The sequence below is a fragment of the Streptomyces glaucescens genome (assembly GCF_002154375.1).
Classification (GTDB): domain Bacteria; phylum Actinomycetota; class Actinomycetes; order Streptomycetales; family Streptomycetaceae; genus Streptomyces; species Streptomyces glaucescens.
On record NZ_MUND01000019.1, the window covers coordinates 14,016 to 30,075 of the forward strand.

Annotated in this window: 18 protein-coding genes; 11 read left to right on the forward strand and 7 right to left on the reverse strand. The window is 71.3% G+C overall.

Annotated elements, in window-relative coordinates; translation table 11 throughout:
* Positions 1-52 precede the first annotated feature (52 nt).
* From CCN42_RS01500 to moaA, 3 genes are all read left to right on the forward strand, one after another.
* On the forward strand, positions 53-409 hold the full coding sequence (locus tag CCN42_RS01500; RefSeq protein WP_086169379.1) for a DUF485 domain-containing protein: 357 nt from the start codon (positions 53-55) through the stop codon (positions 407-409).
* Positions 406-2,028 (forward strand): solute symporter family protein, encoded by a 1,623-nt coding sequence (locus CCN42_RS01505; RefSeq protein ID WP_086169378.1) that lies wholly within the window; start codon positions 406-408, stop codon positions 2,026-2,028. Before CCN42_RS01500 ends, CCN42_RS01505 begins: the two co-directional genes overlap by 4 nt.
* 165 nt (positions 2,029-2,193) lie before the next feature.
* Positions 2,194-3,183: a GTP 3',8-cyclase MoaA gene (moaA, locus tag CCN42_RS01510; protein WP_245877096.1), complete on the forward strand. Its 990-nt coding sequence runs from the start codon at positions 2,194-2,196 to the stop codon at positions 3,181-3,183.
* 34 nt (positions 3,184-3,217) lie between these two features.
* On the opposite strand, the gene CCN42_RS01515 is transcribed toward moaA, so the two are convergent.
* Positions 3,218-3,436 (reverse strand): hypothetical protein, encoded by a 219-nt coding sequence (locus tag CCN42_RS01515; protein WP_086732709.1) that lies wholly within the window; start codon positions 3,434-3,436, stop codon positions 3,218-3,220.
* A 203-nt stretch (positions 3,437-3,639) separates the two neighbouring features.
* Complete coding sequence (locus CCN42_RS01520; RefSeq protein WP_086169376.1) at positions 3,640-4,029, reverse strand: DUF3099 domain-containing protein; 390 nt, start codon at positions 4,027-4,029, stop codon at positions 3,640-3,642.
* Between the two features lie 253 nt (positions 4,030-4,282).
* Between CCN42_RS01520 and CCN42_RS01525 the strand changes: the two genes are divergently transcribed.
* Positions 4,283-4,564 carry a GlsB/YeaQ/YmgE family stress response membrane protein gene (locus CCN42_RS01525; RefSeq protein WP_086169375.1) on the forward strand — a complete coding sequence of 94 codons (282 nt, stop codon included), beginning with the start codon at positions 4,283-4,285 and terminating at the stop codon, positions 4,562-4,564.
* A gap of 107 nt (positions 4,565-4,671) precedes the next feature.
* Here CCN42_RS01525 and tyrS read toward each other — a convergent pair whose 3' ends face one another.
* The 3 genes from tyrS to CCN42_RS01540 all read right to left on the reverse strand — a co-directional run bounded on the left by tyrS (position 4,672) and on the right by CCN42_RS01540 (position 8,917).
* Positions 4,672-5,940: a tyrosine--tRNA ligase gene (gene tyrS, locus CCN42_RS01530; protein ID WP_086732710.1), complete on the reverse strand. Its 1,269-nt coding sequence runs from the start codon at positions 5,938-5,940 to the stop codon at positions 4,672-4,674.
* A gap of 62 nt (positions 5,941-6,002) precedes the next feature.
* Positions 6,003-7,397 (reverse strand): metallopeptidase TldD-related protein, encoded by a 1,395-nt coding sequence (locus CCN42_RS01535; protein ID WP_086732711.1) that lies wholly within the window; start codon positions 7,395-7,397, stop codon positions 6,003-6,005.
* Complete coding sequence (locus CCN42_RS01540) at positions 7,394-8,917, reverse strand: TldD/PmbA family protein (RefSeq protein ID WP_086732712.1); 1,524 nt, start codon at positions 8,915-8,917, stop codon at positions 7,394-7,396. The genes CCN42_RS01535 and CCN42_RS01540 overlap by 4 nt, the downstream gene beginning before the upstream one ends.
* 254 nt (positions 8,918-9,171) lie before the next feature.
* Here CCN42_RS01540 and fabG point away from each other — a divergent pair, with 254 nt between their 5' ends.
* The 3 genes from fabG to CCN42_RS01555 all read left to right on the forward strand — a co-directional run bounded on the left by fabG (position 9,172) and on the right by CCN42_RS01555 (position 11,177).
* The gene (gene fabG, locus CCN42_RS01545) at positions 9,172-9,876 is read left to right on the forward strand and encodes a 3-oxoacyl-[acyl-carrier-protein] reductase (RefSeq protein WP_043499599.1); all 705 of its coding nucleotides are present in this window, start codon (positions 9,172-9,174) and stop codon (positions 9,874-9,876) included.
* Between the two features lie 5 nt (positions 9,877-9,881).
* Positions 9,882-10,649 carry an enoyl-ACP reductase FabI gene (fabI, locus tag CCN42_RS01550; protein WP_086732713.1) on the forward strand — a complete coding sequence of 256 codons (768 nt, stop codon included), beginning with the start codon at positions 9,882-9,884 and terminating at the stop codon, positions 10,647-10,649.
* A 174-nt stretch (positions 10,650-10,823) separates the two neighbouring features.
* Complete coding sequence (locus tag CCN42_RS01555; RefSeq protein ID WP_086732714.1) at positions 10,824-11,177, forward strand: hypothetical protein; 354 nt, start codon at positions 10,824-10,826, stop codon at positions 11,175-11,177.
* On the opposite strand, the gene CCN42_RS01560 is transcribed toward CCN42_RS01555, so the two are convergent.
* Positions 11,152-11,838 carry a FadR/GntR family transcriptional regulator gene (locus CCN42_RS01560; protein WP_086732715.1) on the reverse strand — a complete coding sequence of 229 codons (687 nt, stop codon included), beginning with the start codon at positions 11,836-11,838 and terminating at the stop codon, positions 11,152-11,154. The genes CCN42_RS01555 and CCN42_RS01560 overlap by 26 nt on opposite strands.
* Before the next feature lie 82 nt (positions 11,839-11,920).
* Between CCN42_RS01560 and CCN42_RS01565 the strand changes: the two genes are divergently transcribed.
* The 4 genes from CCN42_RS01565 to CCN42_RS01585 all read left to right on the forward strand — a co-directional run bounded on the left by CCN42_RS01565 (position 11,921) and on the right by CCN42_RS01585 (position 14,571).
* Positions 11,921-13,231, forward strand: a complete 1,311-nt coding sequence (locus tag CCN42_RS01565; RefSeq protein ID WP_386582659.1) for a CynX/NimT family MFS transporter — start codon at positions 11,921-11,923, stop codon at positions 13,229-13,231.
* 275 nt (positions 13,232-13,506) lie between these two features.
* Positions 13,507-13,623 (forward strand): SGM_5486 family transporter-associated protein, encoded by a 117-nt coding sequence (locus CCN42_RS45575; RefSeq protein WP_086169366.1) that lies wholly within the window; start codon positions 13,507-13,509, stop codon positions 13,621-13,623.
* 157 nt (positions 13,624-13,780) lie between these two features.
* A complete protein-coding gene (locus CCN42_RS01580) occupies positions 13,781-13,987 on the forward strand; it encodes a hypothetical protein (RefSeq protein ID WP_086732717.1) in 207 nt (68 codons plus the stop codon).
* A gap of 65 nt (positions 13,988-14,052) precedes the next feature.
* Positions 14,053-14,571, forward strand: coding sequence for a SixA phosphatase family protein (locus CCN42_RS01585; protein WP_086732718.1), 519 nt, complete (start codon positions 14,053-14,055; stop codon positions 14,569-14,571).
* A 100-nt stretch (positions 14,572-14,671) separates the two neighbouring features.
* Here CCN42_RS01585 and serB read toward each other — a convergent pair whose 3' ends face one another.
* The gene (serB, locus tag CCN42_RS01590) at positions 14,672-15,880 is read right to left on the reverse strand and encodes a phosphoserine phosphatase SerB (RefSeq protein ID WP_086169363.1); all 1,209 of its coding nucleotides are present in this window, start codon (positions 15,878-15,880) and stop codon (positions 14,672-14,674) included.
* Between the last annotated feature and the right edge of the window lie 180 nt (positions 15,881-16,060).

Genomic DNA, 16,060 nt, shown 5'->3' on the forward strand with positions numbered 1-16,060 from the left:
GCTCATGTGATCCAGATCACCCTTGTCATTGCCCGCACCGCGAGGAGACTCCGTGGCCACCGACGCACCGCCCCCTTCGAAGACCGAACACCGGCTCCCGTCCACCGAGGAGTTCGCCCGGGTGCAGGAGAGCGCGGAGTTCGTTGAACTGCGCCGCTCCTACCGCTCCTTCGCCTTTCCGCTGACCGTCGGCTTCATCGCCTGGTACCTGCTGTACGTGCTGCTCTCCAACTACGCGGGCGGCTTCATGGGCACCAAGTTGTTCGGCAACATCAACGTGGCCCTCGCCCTCGGCCTCGCCCAGTTCCTCACCACGTTCCTCATCGCCTGGTGGTACGCCCGGCACGCCGCCGCCAAGCTCGACCCCAAGGCCGAGGTCATCAAGTCCCGTATGGAGGCCGCCGAATGAACACCGCAGCCATCACCCTGGCCGCCGGCGAGGCCAGCGAGCACCGCGGGCTGATCATCAGCCTCTTCGGCGTCTTCGTCGTCGCCACCCTGGTCATCACCATCTGGGCCGGCCGGCAGACCAAGGACGCCGCCGACTTCTACGCCGGCGGACGCCAGTTCACCGGCTTCCAGAACGGCCTCGCCGTCTCCGGCGACTACATGTCCGCCGCATCCTTCCTCGGCATCGCCGGCGCCATCGCCCTCTTCGGCTACGACGGCTTCCTGTACTCCATCGGCTTCCTCGTCGCCTGGCTCGTCGCCCTGCTGCTGGTCGCCGAACCGCTGCGCAACTCCGGCCGCTACACCATGGGCGACGTCCTCGCCTACCGGATGCGCCAGCGCCCGGTGCGCACCGCGGCCGGCACCTCCACCATCGTCGTGTCGATCTTCTACCTGCTGGCCCAGATGGCGGGTGCGGGCGTCCTGGTGTCGCTGCTGCTCGGCATCACCAGCGACGGCGGCAAGATCGCCATCGTCGCCCTGGTCGGCATCCTTATGATCGTCTACGTCAGCATCGGCGGCATGAAGGGCACCACCTGGGTGCAGATGGTCAAGGCCGTGCTGCTCATCGCGGGCGCCCTGCTGCTGACCTTCCTGGTACTGCTGAAGTTCGACTTCAACATCTCCGACCTGCTCGGCACCGCCGCCGACAAGAGCGGCCACGGCGCGGCCTTCCTGGAGCCCGGCCTCAAGTACGGCGCCACCGGCACCAGCAAGCTGGACTTCATCTCCCTCGGCATCGCCCTCGTCCTGGGCACGGCCGGCCTGCCGCACATCCTGATCCGCTTCTACACCGTCCCCACCGCCCAGGCCGCCCGCAAGTCCGTGATCTGGGCGATCGGCCTGATCGGCGCCTTCTACCTGATGACCCTCGCGCTCGGCTTCGGCGCCGCCGCGCTGATCAGCCCCGAGGAGATCACCAGCTCCAACAAGGCGGGCAACACCGCCGCCCCGCTGCTCGCCCTGCACCTGGGCGGCGTCGACTCCACCTGGGGCGCCATCCTGCTCGCCACCATCTCGGCGGTCGCCTTCGCCACCATCCTCGCGGTCGTCGCCGGCCTCACCCTGGCCTCGTCCTCGTCGTTCGCGCACGACATCTACGCCAACGTCATCAAGAAGGGGCAGGCCTCCGAGAAGCAGGAGATCAGCGCCGCCCGCTGGGCCACCGTCGGCATCGGCGCGGTCTCCATCGTGCTCGGCGCCCTCGCCCGCGACCTGAACGTGGCCGGCCTGGTCGCCCTGGCCTTCGCGGTCGCCGCCTCCGCCAACCTGCCGACCATCCTCTACAGCCTGTTCTGGAAGCGCTTCACCACCCAGGGCGCCCTGTGGTCGATCTACGGCGGTCTGGTCACCGCGGTCGGCCTGGTGCTGTTCTCGCCGGTCGTCTCCGGCAAGCCCACCTCGATGTTCCCCGACGTCGACTTCCACTGGTTCCCGCTGGAGAACCCCGGCATCATCTCGATCCCGGTCGGCTTCCTGCTGGGCGTCATCGGCACCCTGATGTCGAAGGAAGAGCCGGACAAGGGCAAGTACGCCGAGCTGGAGGTCCGCTCCCTCACCGGCACCGGCGCTCACTGAGCCCACCCCGCACGGCCGCGTCGTAGGGACCTACGACGCGGCCGTGTCTTACGTCGTGGGATCGGGCACTGTCGTTGTCGGTGCGGTCACGTACGCTCGTGGGTGGCGGACAGTGCGTACTCGCTGCGTGTTCCGCCGTGCTCCGCGACGAGGGAGGGGGCCCACGTGCTCATCGACACCTACGGCCGGGTGGCCACCGACCTGCGGGTCTCGCTCACCGACCGGTGCAATCTGCGCTGCACCTACTGCATGCCCGAAGAGGGCCTGCAGTGGCTGGCCAAGCCGGACCTGCTCACGGACGACGAGATCGTCCGCCTCATCGACATCGCGGTCACCTCCCTCGGCATCGAGGAAGTCCGCTTCACCGGCGGCGAACCGCTGCTGCGCCCCGGCCTCGTCGGCATCGTCGAGCGCGTCGCGGCCCTGCGGCCCCGCCCCCAGATGTCCCTGACGACGAACGGCATCGGCCTCAGGCGCACCGCGGCCGCCCTCAAGTCCGCCGGCCTGGACCGGGTCAACGTCTCGCTGGACACCCTGCGCCCCGACGTCTTCAAGACCCTCACCCGCCGCGACCGGCACAAGGACGTCCTCGAAGGCCTGGAAGCCGCCCGTGAGGCCGGCCTCACCCCGGTCAAGGTCAACTCCGTGCTGATGCCCGGGCTCAACGAGGACGAGGCCCCCGACCTCCTCGCCTGGGCCGTCGAACACGACTACGAACTGCGGTTCATCGAGCAGATGCCCCTGGACGCCCAGCACGGCTGGAAGCGCGAGGGCATGATCACCGCGGGCGACATCCTCACCTCGCTGCGCACCCGCTTCGAGCTGACTCCCGAGGGCGACGAGGCCCGCGGCTCCGCCCCGGCCGAGCGCTGGCTGGTCGACGGCGGCCCGCACCGCGTGGGCGTCATCGCCTCCGTCACCCGCCCGTTCTGCTCCGCCTGCGACCGCACCCGGCTCACCGCCGACGGCCAGGTCCGCACCTGCCTCTTCGCCACCGAGGAGACCGACCTGCGGGCCGCCCTGCGCTCCGGCGCCCCCGACGAGGAGGTCGCCCGCATCTGGCGCCTCGCGATGTGGGGCAAGAAGGCGGGCGCGGGCCTGGACGACCCGGGCTTCGTCCAGCCGGACCGCCCGATGTCGGCGATCGGCGGCTGACCGGCGGCGATGACGAGGGGCAGGGCGACGAAGCTCAGCCCTCCTGCCGCTCCCACTGCTCGAGCGTCACGACGTCCTTCAGGAACCCGCGCACGCCCAGGAACTGCGACAGATGTTCGCGATGCCCGTCGCAGGCGAGCCACGTCTTGCGCCGCTCCGGCGTGTGGATCTTCGGGTTGTTCCAGGCCAGCACCCACACCGCCGCGTCCCGGCAGCCCTTGGCGGAACAGATGACCGAGTTCTCGTCACTCACGCTTCGTCTCACAACCGCAGAGAAAACCGCACAGAAAAAAACGACGCCGAGCAGCCACGGGGGGAGCTGCCCGGCGTCGGTCCATCGCTCCGACGGGGGATGCGGAGCGCGTACGCAGTATGTCACGGGTAATCGCTTGCCGGGCCCGTAACGACAGGATTGATCTGAGCTTTTCTTGAGCTTTGCCGGGACCGGCAGGGCGATCAGCCTCGCGGCTCGGCCCCCGGTTTCGCCCCGGCGTCGTCCGCCGCACCCTTCGCCGCATCCTCCGCACCGGTTGCCGCCGACGGCGGCGCGATCATCGGCGGCGGGGTCACCGACACGAACGTCGAGGGCAGCGACGGCGCGTTCTCCCGCCCCGCGTTCGCGATCACCACCGCGATGTACGGCAGCACCGCGCCGAGCACCAGCGCCACGACCGCGACGTGCCGCTCCACGTTCCAGAGCACCGCGGCCAGGATCACCGAGACCGTCCGGACGCTCATCGAGATGACATACCGGCGCTGCCGCCCGCGGACATCGTCCTGGAGGCTCTGCCGGGCTCCGGTGATCCGGAACACCTGGGCGTCGCCGCCGTCCCGCAGCTTCCGCATCACATACCACCATCCGCCCGCATCGGACTCTCCCAGGCCCGTCCCGACGTCCACCGCACCGGTCGGACGCCCGGCCGGGACAGCGTCCACGTTACGCCGCGCCCGCGCGGCCCACGAGACCGGGGCACCCTCCACCAGCCTGCGCGAACGATGTCCCCCGTCCCGCATACGGCCCCACCCGACATGCGCCGTACGGCGTACGGACCGAGACTGGGCGGGTACTGCTCACGTCGAGCCGGACGAGGAGGCAACCATGGGCTGGTTGTGGGCGATCATCGTGGGATTCGTGCTGGGTCTGCTCGCGAAAGCGATCATCCCGGGCAAGCAGCACAGCCCCCTGTGGCTGGTCACCATCTTCGGCATACTCGGTGCCATCGCCGGCAACGCCATAGCGCGCGCCTTCGGCGTCGAGGAGACGCCGGGCATCGACTGGAGCCGGCACATCTTCCAGCTCATCGCCGCCATCGTCATCGTGGCCGTGGGCGACATGCTCTACATGGCCACCCTGGGCAAGCGCAGGCGGGAACGGGCATAGCACTCCCGCCCCCGAGAGCCCCGAAGGGCGTGAAGGGGGCGCGGGGAACTGCGCGAGAACCACGACGAATGCCGCGGCCGCAGAAGAACCCCACGCCCCCACGGCGCCTAGGCGCCCACAACCTCCACGGCGGCAAGATTCTTCTTGCCGCGGCGCAGCACCAGCCACCGCCCGTGCAGCAGGTCCTCCTTCGCGGGCACGGCGTCCTCGCCGGCGACCTTCACGTTGTTCACGTAGGCGCCGCCCTCCTTCACCGTGCGCCGCGCGGCGGACTTGCTGGCCACCAGGCCGACCTCGGCGAACAGGTCGACGACCGGACCCAGCTCGGTGACCTGGATGTGCGGCACCTCGGACAGCGCCGCGGCCAGCGTCCGCTCGTCCAGGTCGGTCAGCTCACCCTGGCCGAACAGCGCCTTGGACGCCGCGATCACCGCGGCGGTCTGGTCGGCGCCGTGCACCAGGGTGGTCAGCTCCTCGGCGAGGGCCCGCTGCGCGGCACGGGCCTGCGGCCGCTCCTCGGTCTGCTTCTCCAGCTCCTCGAGCTCCTCGCGGGACTTGAAGGAGAGGATGCGCATGTAGGTGGAGACGTCCCGGTCGTCCGCGTTCAGCCAGAACTGGTAGAACGCGTACGGCGTCGTCATCTCCGGGTCGAGCCAGACGGCGCCGCCCTCGGTCTTGCCGAACTTGGTGCCGTCGGCCTTGGTCATCAGCGGGGTCGCGAGAGCGTGCACGTTGGCGTGCGGCTCCATCTTGTGGATCAGGTCCAGACCCGCCGTGAGGTTGCCCCACTGATCGCTGCCACCCTGCTGGAGCGTGCAGCCGTACCGTCGGTACAGCTCCAGGTAGTCCATGCCCTGCAGCAGCTGGTAGCTGAACTCGGTGTAGCTGATGCCCTCTTCGGACTGCAGGCGACGGGCGACCGAGTCCTTCGTCAGCATCTTGTTGACGCGGAAGTGCTTGCCGATGTCCCGCAGGAACTCGATGGCCGACATGCCGGCCGTCCAGTCCAGGTTGTTCACCAGCACGGCGGCGTTCTCGCCCTCGAAGGACAGGAACGGTTCGATCTGCGCGCGCAGGCGGGTCACCCAGTTCGCGACCGTCTGCGGGTCGTTCAGCGTGCGCTCCGCCGTCGGACGCGGGTCGCCGATCTGGCCCGTCGCGCCGCCCACCAGCGCCAGCGGGCGCAGGCCCGCCTGCTGGAGGCGGCGCATGGTGAGGACCTGGACCAGGTGGCCGACGTGCAGGCTGGCCGCGGTCGGGTCGAAGCCGCAATAGAACGTGACGGGACCGTCCGCGAGCGCCTTGCGCAATGCGTCCTCGTCAGTGGACAGGGCGATCACCCCGCGCCACTTCAGCTCATCGACGATGTCCGTCACGTGGTTTGTCTCCTTGAACGGTGAAAAGGGCTTCCCCCAGTCTATGGGGGGCCACCGACAGCTCAGACGCCTCGGCTGACCGAGCTCATGTTGAAGTCGGGCACCCGCAGCGGCGGCATCGCCGCCCTGGTGAACCAGTCGCTCCACTCCCTCGGCAGGGTCTTCTCCGTGCGCCCCGCCTCCGTGGCCCGGCCCAGCAGCCCGACCGGCGACTCGTTGAACCGGAAGTTGTTCACCTCGCCGGTCACCTCGCCGTTCTCGACCAGGTACACCCCGTCCCGGGTGAGGCCGGTGAGCAGCAGCGTCGCCGGGTCGACCTCGCGGATGTACCACAGGCAGGTCAGCAGCAGCCCGCGCTCGGTGTCCGCGACCATCTCGTCCAGGGTGCGGTCGTCGCCGCCGTCCAGGATCAGGTTGTCGATGGCCGGCGCCACCGGCAGCCCGGTGAGGTCCGCGCTGTGCCGGCTGGTGATCAGGTGCTTCAGCTCGCCCTGGCCGATCCACTCGGTGGCCGCGAGCGGCAGCCCGTTGTCGAACACCGAGGAGTCACCGCCGGAGGAGTGCGCGAGCACGAACGGCGCGGCCTGGAGGCCCGGCTCGTGCGGGTCGCTGCGCAGGGTCAGCGGCAGCTCGGTCAGCTTCTCGCCGACCCGGTTGCCGCCGCCGGGCTTGGAGAACACCGTCCGGCCCTCGCCCGCGTCCCGGCCCGACGCCGACCACATCTGGTAGATCAGCAGGTCCGCGACCGCCGTCGGCGGCAGCAGCGTCTCGTACCGGCCGGCGGGCAGCTCGATCCGGCGCTCGGCCCAGCCGAGGCGGACGGCCAGCTCCGCGTCGAGCGCCGCCGGGTCGACGTCCTGGAAGTCCCGGGTGGACCGTCCGGCCCACGCCGAGCGGGTGCGGTCCGGCGACTTGGCGTTCAGCTCCAGCGTGCCGTTGGGCTGGTCGTGGCGCAGCCGCAGCCCCGTGGACGTGCCCAGGTAGCTGCTGGTCAGCTCGTGGTTGGCGAAGCCGTACAGTTCCCGGCCGCCCGCCCGCGCGCGGGCGAACGCCTCGCCCAGGGCGGGCGCGAAGTCGGCGAAGACGGCCGAGGAGGTCTCCGCGGGGGCCGCCGTGAAGTCCGACGACGCGGGCACGTCCGTCACCAGCGGCCGGGCGTCCTCGGCGGGCGCGGCACCGCGCGCCGCGGCCTCCGCGGCCCGCACCAGCGGCTCCAGGTCGTCCGCGGTCACCGCCGAGCGGGACACCACGCCGGAGGCGGTGCCCTCCTTGCCGTCGACGGTCGCGATCACGGTGAGCGTGCGCCCGCGCGTGACACCGTTCGTGGTGAGCGCGTTGCCCGCCCAGCGCAGGTTGGCCGTCGACTGCTCGTCGGCGATCACGACACAGCCGTCCGCCTCGGACAGCTCCAGGGCCCGCTCGACGATCTCGTGCGGCTTGTTCGTCGCGGCGCTCATCGACCGGCCTCCTGGGTGGTGTTCAGAATGTTGACGCCCCGGAAGAGGGCGGAGGGGCAGCCGTGGGAGACGGCGGCGACCTGCCCCGGCTGGGCCTTGCCGCAGTTGAACGCGCCGCCGAGGACATAGGTCTGCGGGCCGCCGACCGCGGCCATCGACCCCCAGAAGTCGGTGGTCGTCGCCTGGTAGGCGACATCGCGCAGCTGTCCGGTGATCCGCCCGTTCTCGATCTTGAAGAAGCGCTGCCCGGTGAACTGGAAGTTGTAGCGCTGCATGTCGATGGACCAGGACCGGTCCCCGACGACGTAGATACCCCGGTCGACGCCGCCGATCAGGTCCTCGGTCGACATCCCGGCGGGGTCCGGCCGCAGCGACACGTTGGCCATCCGCTGCACCGGGACGTGCGCGGGGGAGTCGGCGAAGGCGCATCCGTTGGACCGCCCGAGCCCGGTCAGCTTCGCGATCCTGCGGTCCAGCTGGTACCCGACGAGCGTGCCCTGCCGCACCAGGTCCCAGGACTGCGCCTCGACGCCCTCGTCGTCGTAGCCGATGGTCGCCAGGCCGTGCTCGGCGGTGCGGTCGCCGGTGACGTTCATCAGCTCGGAGCCGTAGCGCAGCTTGCCGAGCTGGTCGAAGGTGGCGAAGGAGGTGCCGGCGTACGCGGCCTCGTAGCCGAGCGCGCGGTCCAGCTCGGTGGCGTGCCCGATCGACTCGTGGATGGTCAGCCACAGGTTGGACGGGTCCACCACCAGGTCGTAGAGGCCCGGCTCCACGCTCGGCGCACGCATCTTCTGCGCGAGCAGCTCCGGGATCTCGGCCAGCTCCGCGTCCCAGTCCCAGCCGGTGCCGGTCAGGTACTCCCAGCCGCGGCCGACCGGCGGGGCGAGGGTGCGCATCGAGTCGAACTCGCCGCTCGACTCGTCCACCGACACCGCGGTGAGCTGCGGGTGCAGCCGTACCCGCTGCTGGGTGGTCACGGTGCCCGCCGTATCGGCGTAGAACTTGTTCTCGTGCACGGTGAGCAGCGAGGCGTCCACATGGTCCACGCCGTCCGCCGCGAGCAGCCGCCGGCTCCACTCCGCGAGCAGCCCGGCCTTCTCCTCGTCGGGCACGGTGAACGGGTCGATCTCGTAGGACGAGATCCACGTCTTCTCCGCGTGCACCGGCTCGTCGGCCAGCTCGACCCGCTCGTCGGAGCCCGCGGCCTTGATCACCTGCGCGGAGAGCTTCGCCATGGCCACGGCCTGGCTCGCCACCTTGGCCGCGGCGTCCATGGTCAGATCCACGCCGGACGCGAACCCCCACGTCCCGCCGTGCACCACGCGCACCGCGTATCCCAGGTCCGTGGTGTCCGACGACCCGGACGGCCTGCCGTCCCGCAGCCGCCACGACGCGCTGCGCACCCGCTCGAACCGGAAGTCCGCGTGCTCCGCCCCCAGCGCCCGCGCCCGGGCCAGGGCGGCGTCGGCGAGGGCGCGTAGCGGAAGCGCCGTGAAGGCTTCGTCGATGGTATGAGGCACCCGAGGTCTCCCTGCTGTCGTCGCCTGTCGGCTCCGATCATGTCGCGACCGCGGGCCCGCCGACCACAGGTTTGCCTCCCGCGGCCGGGGCTTTCTGTAGGGATTCGACAGTGTGTCCCCTGAGCCACTGTCGGTGCCCGAATGTCCGGCGAGGGGAGCCGACCGATAGGTTTTCCGGGAAGCCGCCTGTCATCGCCGCCTGTCGTCCAGGTGCCCGGGCGGGGGAATCAGACCGCTATGGAAAGGGTGATCCGTTGAGCCGCTCGGTTCTCGTCACCGGAGGCAACCGGGGCATCGGCCTCGCCATCGCCCGCGCTTTCGCCGACGCCGGCGACAAGGTCGCGATCACGTACCGCTCGGGGGAGCCGCCCGCCGGTTTCCTGGCGGTCAAGTGCGACATCACCGACTCCGAGCAGGTGGAGCAGGCCTACAAGGAGATCGAGGCCGAGCACGGCCCGGTCGAGGTGCTGGTGGCCAACGCCGGCATCACCAAGGACCAGCTGCTCATGCGGATGTCCGAGGAGGACTTCACCTCGGTCCTCGACACCAACCTCACCGGCACCTTCCGGGTCGTCAAGCGCGCCAACCGCGGCATGCTGCGCGCCAAGAAGGGCCGGGTGGTCCTCGTCTCGTCCGTCGTCGGCCTGCTCGGCTCGGCGGGCCAGGCGAACTACGCCGCCTCCAAGGCCGCCCTGGTCGGCTTCGCGCGCTCCCTCGCCCGTGAGCTGGGCTCGCGCAACATCACCTTCAACGTCGTCGCGCCCGGTTTCGTCGACACCGACATGACCAAGGTGCTCACCGACGAGCAGCGCCAGGGCATCGTCGCGCAGGTGCCGCTCGGCCGGTACGCGCAGCCGGAGGAGGTCGCCGCGGCGGTGCGGTTCCTTGCCTCGGACGACGCCTCGTACATCACTGGAGCCGTCATTCCCGTTGACGGCGGACTGGGAATGGGTCACTGATCACCATGAGCGGAATTCTCGAGGGCAAGCGCGTCCTGATCACCGGTGTGCTGATGGAGTCCTCCATCGCGTTCCACGCCGCCAAGCTGGCCCAGGAGCAGGGCGCCGAGATCATCCTCACCGCGTTCCCGCGGCCCACGCTGACCGAGCGCATCGCCAGGAAGCTCCCGAAGCCCACCAAGGTCATCGAGCTGGACGTCACCAACGACGAGCACCTGGGGCGCCTGGCCGACCTCGTCGGCGAGGAGCTCGGGGGCCTGGACGGCGTCGTCCACTCCATCGGCTTCGCGCCGCAGGACGCGCTCGGCGGCAACTTCCTGAACACGCCGTTCGAGTCGGTGGCCACCGCCATGCACGTCTCGGCGTTCTCGCTGAAGTCGCTGACCATGGCCTGCCTGCCGCTGATGCAGAACGGCGGCTCCGTCGTCGGCCTCACCTTCGACGCCCAGTACGCCTGGCCGCAGTACGACTGGATGGGCCCGGCCAAGGCCGCCCTGGAGGCCACGAACCGCTACATGGCCCGTGACCTGGGCAAGCAGAACATCCGCTGCAACCTCATCTCGGCGGGTCCGATCGGCTCCATGGCCGCCAAGTCCATCCCGGGCTTCAGCGAGCTGGCCTCCGTCTGGGACACCCGCTCCCCGCTGGAGTGGGACATGAAGGACCCGGAGCCGGCCGGCCGCGGCATCGTCGCCCTGCTGAGCGACTGGTTCCCGAAGACCACGGGCGAGATCATCCACGTCGACGGCGGTCTGCACGCCATCGGCGCCTGACCTTTCCGGACGGTTCCGCGCACGTCGCCGGCGCCCCGTTCCCCGCACCGCGCGGGGAGCGGGGCGTCCCCCGTTCGGCCCAGTCGGCCGGGCGGAGCGGCGGGGCGACCGGGCACTCTGGAGGAAGCGTTTCACCGACGCGACCCTCCCCCGTACGGCCGAGGAGGTCCCCTTGTGCGCCTGTTCCGCAGCCTGGCCTCAGTGACCGTAGCCGTAGCCCTGGTGCTGTCCGTGTCGTACGAAGCGATGCCCCACGCGCCCGTGGCGGCACCCGCCATCGACGTCCCGAGGCCGTTCGGCGCCGAGTGCCGCACCCGCGTCGACGGCTCCGAGGTGACCGCCCACTGCCACAACCCCTATGTCGACACCGACCGCGTGCGGCTGCACATCGAGTGCGCGCGCTGGTGGGACCTGGACACCGACAGCGCCCCGGCCGACGCCGGGCCCGCGGAGACCGTACGGCTGACCGGCCGGTGCTGGATGGAGGTCCGCTCGGTGTGGGTCAGTCACCAGAACCTGGGGCGCTGAACCGGCACAGGAAGGGGTAGCCCGCCGCCTCCGCCGCCGCGGTCTCGGCGTCTCCCGCGCGGATGGCGTCCACCAGCCGCCCGTGGTCCATGTGGGTCTCCGGGGTCAGCTCCTCACCCACGTCCTCGCGCAGCCAGTCCCGCAGCACCTCGCCCAGGTCCGCGTACATCGCCGTCATGACGTCGTTGTGGGAGGCGGCCACCACCGCCAGGTGGAAGGTGGCGTCCGCGGTCACGAACAGCTCCTTGTCGCCCGTCTCCCAGGCCTCCTCGCGCCGCGCCAGCAGCGCGTCCAGCTGCTTCAGGTCCTTCTCGGTGCGCCGCTCGGCGGCCAGCTTCGCGGCGGCCGACTCGAGCGTGGAGCGCAGCTCGGCGATGTGCCGGGGGTCGGCATCCGCGAAGCGGCGGTGCATCACGCCGGCCAGCTCGCTGGTCGCCACGACGTACGTGCCCGATCCCTGGCGGATGTCCAGCAGACCGTTGTGGGCCAGCGCCCGGACCGCCTCGCGGACCGTGTTGCGGGCGACGCCGAGCTGTCCGACCAGCTCCGGCTCGGTCGGGATGCGCGAGCCGACCGGCCATTCGCCCGAGGTGATCTGGTTGCGCAGCGCGGCGATGACCTGCTCGGACAGCGCCGATCGACGCGGGTGGCTCAAGGGCATGGCCCACCTTCGCACGGGACGGGCGGCAGCGGACGCCCTGAGAATGGACAACCAATCATCCCATGATTCTATGATGGCTGGCATGGCAAGCGAGGAAACCGAGACGAGGAACCACCCGGACGCACGCGGCCCCGCGGCGGGCGGTGGCGCGGGCGGCGGCGAAGCGACGCGCAAGAGCTCCACGCGCGCGTGGACCACGCGCCTGGTCGTCGCCGGCATCCTGTTGTCCGCCCTCAACCTCCGCCCCGCCATCACCAGCCTCGGCGCCCTCCTGGAAGAGGTGCGGGACGGCCTCGGCATGAGCGGCAGCGTGGCTGGACTGCTCACCTCCGTGCCGCCGCTCTGCTTCGCCGTCTTCGGCGTCATGGCGCCCCGCCTGGCCCGCCGCTTCGGCCCGGCCGCGGTGGTGTGCGCCGGCATGGCCGCCATCGCCGCCGGCCTGATCGTCCGGCCGTACACCGGAGGCACGCCCGGCTTCCTGGCCGCCAGCGCGCTCGCCCTCATGGGCATCGCGGTCAGCAACGTCCTCATGCCGGTCATCGTCAAGCGCTGGTTCCCCGACCGGGTCGGTTCCATGACCGGCGCGTACTCCATGGCCCTCGCCCTCGGCACCTCCACCGCCGCCGCCGTGACCGTGCCGATGACCGACGCCCTGGGCGGCCACTGGCAGTCCGGGCTCGCCGTGTGGGCCGCGCTCGCGGCGGCCGCCGTCCTGCCGTGGCTGCCCGTCCTGCGGGACCGGAGCGCCGGCGCCGGGCAGGACGGCCCCGGGGCCGCCGCCCAGGGCGAGACGCAGGCGCCCGCGCTGCGGATCACCCGCAGCCGCACCGCGTGGGCGCTCGCCGTGTTCTTCGGCCTCCAGGCCACCGCCGCCTACATCACCATGGGCTGGATGGCGCAGATCTTCCGCGACGCCGGGGTCCCCGCCGGCACCGCCGGTCTGCTCCTGGCCGTCACGATGGTGATGGGCGTGCCGCTGGCCTTCGTCATCCCGCGCCTGGCCACCCGGCTGCCCCACCAGGGACCCATCGCACTCGCGCTCGGCGTCTGCGGCCTCATCGGCTACGCCGGTCTGTACGCCGCCCCGGCCGAGGGTGCCTGGGCCTGGGCCCTCCTGCTCGGCGTCTCCAACTGCGCCTTCCCGCTCGCCCTGACCATGGTCGGGATGCGCGCCCGGTCCGGCCCCGGGGTGGCCCAGCTGTCCGCGTTCGCGCAGAGCACCGGCTACCTGATCTCCATCCCCGGCCCGCTCCTGGTGGGCGTGCTCTACCAGCACAGCGGCGGCTGGGGACAGCCGATCCTGCTCATGGTCGCCCTGATGGTCCCCCAGATGGCGGTGGGCTGGCTGGCGGGCCGTGACCGCACGGTGGAGGAGGAGGCCGCCGCGCGCTGAGCCCGGCGGGCCGCCCGCGCCCTCGGCTCCGGCGTCGCCCTCGCCCTCGGCTCCGGCGTCGCCCTCGCCCTCGGTGCCGGCGTCGCCTGCGCCCTCGGTGCCGGCGTCGCCCTCGCCCCCGGCTCCGCCCGCGCCCTCGCCCCCGGCTCCGGCGTTGCCCTCGCCCCCGGCTCCGGCGTCTCCCCCCGGCGCCCGGGTCGGGCGACCCCGACTCGGCCGGCGTCGCCCCCGACCCCGGCCGAGCGGGCTCGGGTGGCGGATGCGAGACTTGCCGTATGCCAGTGCTCGACCCGAACCCGCAGAACGGCCAGAAGAAGATGCTGATCGTCTTCGGCTCGTTCTTCGCCATCTTCGTGATCATCGCCGTCATCGCGTCGATCGCCGCGCCCTGAGCCGGGTGGGGGTAACCCCACCATCCCCTAGGGGGTGAGGCTCAGGGTCAAGTGGGTGGATCACCGGATGGGCCGGCGACTCTCCATTCCGTAGCGTCGACGTGTGGCCGCGGAAAGGCGGACCGCACCCAGTCGAGGACGGATCCACGGAGGCATCATGTCGGCCCGCACCCAGCCCCGCCCCCGCCCGGCGAGCACCCGGGCCGTCGACACTCGGCTGCCCTGGTGGGCCCTCGCCCTCCCGACGCTCGCCTTCGTCGCCCTGCTGACGCTGATCCTCAACCCCTCGGACGCCCACGCCGCCGCCGACGAGCCCGTCGTGGCCCGGCTCATGGAGCGCTTCCAGCAGCTGCTGACCCGCTGAGCCTCCCGCGAGTCGCCCGTCAACTCCCTGCGCCCCATGGCCTGTTTCATGCGAAGCTGGGAGTCATGAGCGTCGCAGAACCCCGCAGGATCGTCCTCTTCCGGCACGCGAAGGCCGACTGGCCCCAGGTGAACGACCATGAGCGGCCGCTCGCCGAGCGGGGCCGCAAGGACGCCGCCGAAGCCGGACGCAGGCTGGTCGACACCGGCATCCCCTTCGACCTGGCCCTCTGCTCCACCGCGACCCGGACCCGCGAGACCTGGAAGCTCGCCGTCCACGAGTTCGCGCACCGGCCGAAAACGGTCTACGAGGAGCGGCTCTACGAGGCCTCGCCCGGCGAGCTGATCGCCGTGCTCAACGAAACCCCCGACGACGCCCAGAACCTCCTCCTCGTCGGCCACAACCCCGGCGTGCACGGGCTCGCCGAGGTGCTGGCCGGGTCGGCCGAGGCCGATCCCCGCGAGCGGATGAACAGCCGCGGCTTCCCGGCCGCCGCCTTCGCCGTGCTGTCCTTCTCGGGCGCCTGGAAGACCCTGGAGCCGGGCGTGGCCACCCTGCTCGACTACTGGGCGCCGACCGACTGACCCCGCACAGCCCGGCAGGGCCGAAGCGGGCCGGTGCCGCACGGCACCGGCCCCTGCACACTGCCGCTTCCGCGACGGCCCCCGTACTCCGGAGCGCCGGTCAGCTCTCCTCGTGCGCGTCCGCCGCCTCGACCTCTTCCCGGGTGACGCCGAGCAGATACAGCACGGTGTCCAGGAACGGCACGTTCACCGCCGTGTGCGCCGCCTCCCGCACCACCGGCTTGGCGTTGAAGGCCACCCCGAGCCCCGCCGCGTTCAACATGTCCAGATCGTTGGCGCCGTCGCCGATCGCCACCGTCTGCGACAGCGGCACGCCCGCCTCCGCGGCGAACCGGCGCAGCAGCCGCGCCTTGCCCGCGCGGTCCACGATCTCGCCGGTGACCTTCCCGGTCAGCTTGCCGTCCACGATCTCCAGGGTGTTGGCCTGGGCGAAGTCCAGCCCCAGCCGCTCCTTCAGATCGTCCGTGACCTGGGTGAATCCTCCGGAGACCACACCGACCTGGTAGCCGAGCCGCTTCAGCGTACGGATGAGGGTGCGGGCGCCCGGCGTCAGCCGGACCTCGCTGCGCACCTTGTCCACCACCGAGACGTCCAGCCCCTTCAGCAGGGCGACCCGCGCGTGCAGCGACTGCTCGAAGTCCAGCTCCCCGCGCATCGCCGCGGCGGTCACCTCGGCGACCTGCTCCTCGCAGCCGGCGTGCGCCGCGAAGAGCTCGATGACCTCGTCCTGGATGAGCGTGGAATCCACGTCCATCACGACCAGCCGCTGGGCCCGCCGGTGCAACCCCGCCGCCACGACCGCGACATCGACACCGAGTGCCGCGGCGTCAGTGACGAGGGTGGTGCGCAGCGGTTCCGTCTCCACACCGGAGACCGCGAACTCCACGGCGGTCACCGGGTACTTGGCGAGCCGGAAGATGCGGTCGATGTTGCCGCCGGCCTTGGTGATCTTGGCGGCGATGGCGGCCGTGGCCTCCGCGGTGAGCGGATGGCCGAGCACGGTCACCAGGGAGCGGCCGAGGCCGCGCGGGCGGTTGTCGCCGAGCCCGGAGATGATCTCGGCCTGCATCTTCATCGACTCCGCCCAGCTGTGGACGGTGGCGCGCAGGTCGCCCTCCAGCCCGTGGGGCGGCTCGGTCACGAGCGCGCACAGCACGATCCGGCCCCGCGTGACGACCTGCTCGATGTCGACCACGTCGACGGAGTAGGCGGCGAGGGTGTCGAAGAGTCCGGCCGTGATGCCCGGCCTGTCCTTGCCAAAGATCTTGACCAGGAGAGTGGGGACGTCAGAGGTCTGCGTAGCGCTCATGGTGCTCCCACGGTAACCGGCACCCAGTGCCGCCCGCGCCCGAGGTCCGCCTAGCGGACAGCGAACACTGGGCGTCGCGGAGGGGACGCCAGCCTGACACGACGGTCAACCACCGGCCACAGGCCCCGCATCCGACCCCTGCGTGGCCCTGCGGGGCGGGGGCGGCACTGGGTGCCGGTT